The organism is Haematobacter missouriensis, assembly GCF_000740775.1.
Lineage (GTDB): Bacteria > Pseudomonadota > Alphaproteobacteria > Rhodobacterales > Rhodobacteraceae > Haematobacter > Haematobacter missouriensis.
In genome coordinates this window covers 1-480 of the sequence record NZ_JFGS01000113.1, presented here as the reverse complement: position 1 = coordinate 480, position 480 = coordinate 1, and the positions used below count along the sequence as shown (strand labels likewise).

The following is a 480-nucleotide window of genomic DNA, read 5'->3' as shown; positions in this document are numbered from 1 at the left end:
GAGGTCGCGCAGATCAAGCGCGAACAGGACTATGCCGCAGCCCGCAAGCAATTCGACCGAGCAGCGGAACTGAAGAAGGAACTCGAGCAGAAGCAGAAGGAGCTTGACGAGCTTCTGGAGATCTGGAAGCGCGACCAGGCTTCGGCGACCGCCGAGGTGCGCGCCGATCATGTCGCGCAGATCGTCTCCAAGATCACCGGTGTTCCGGTCACGGAGCTGACCGCCGAGGAGAAGGACAAGCTCCTGAAGCTCGAGGAGAAGCTGCACGAGCGCGTCATTGGCCAGGAAGAAGCGATCCGCGCCGTGGCCGATGCGGTGCGCCTGGCGCGTGCGGGTCTGCGCGAAGGTTCCGGTCCGACCGCGACCTTCCTGTTCCTCGGGCCGACCGGGGTTGGCAAGACGGAACTGGCCAAGACGCTCGCCGAGGTAATCTTCGGCGATCAGGACGCGATGATCCGTATCGACATGTCGGAGTATGGC

The 480-nt window shown here is 63.5% G+C and carries 1 protein-coding gene; it reads left to right on the top strand.

Translation table 11 applies throughout. From position 1 onward, the window contains the following. A partial coding sequence (locus CG51_RS18875; RefSeq protein ID WP_035747705.1) for an AAA family ATPase occupies window positions 1-480 on the top strand: 480 nt, incomplete at both ends.